Genomic DNA, 327 nt, shown 5'->3' on the forward strand with positions numbered 1-327 from the left:
AGCTAACGCATTAAGCACTCCGCCTGGGGAGTACGGCCGCAAGGCTTAAACTCAAAGGAATTGACGGGGACCCGCACAAGCGGTGGAGCATGTGGTTTAATTCGAAGCAACGCGAAGAACCTTACCAAATCTTGACATCCTTTGACCGCTCTAGAGATAGAGTCTTCCCCTTCGGGGGACAAAGTGACAGGTGGTGCATGGTTGTCGTCAGCTCGTGTCGTGAGATGTTGGGTTAAGTCCCGCAACGAGCGCAACCCTTAAGCTTAGTTGCCATCATTCAGTTGGGCACTCTAAGTTGACTGCCGGTGACAAACCGGAGGAAGGTGG

General features: G+C 52.9%; 1 rRNA gene. It reads left to right on the forward strand.

Going from position 1 to position 327, the window contains the following annotated elements:
* Positions 1–327 (forward strand): 16S ribosomal RNA (locus APS80_RS10395); the annotation flags it as partial.

It is taken from the genome of Staphylococcus auricularis (assembly GCF_001500315.1).
In the GTDB taxonomy this organism is placed as follows: domain Bacteria; phylum Bacillota; class Bacilli; order Staphylococcales; family Staphylococcaceae; genus Staphylococcus; species Staphylococcus auricularis.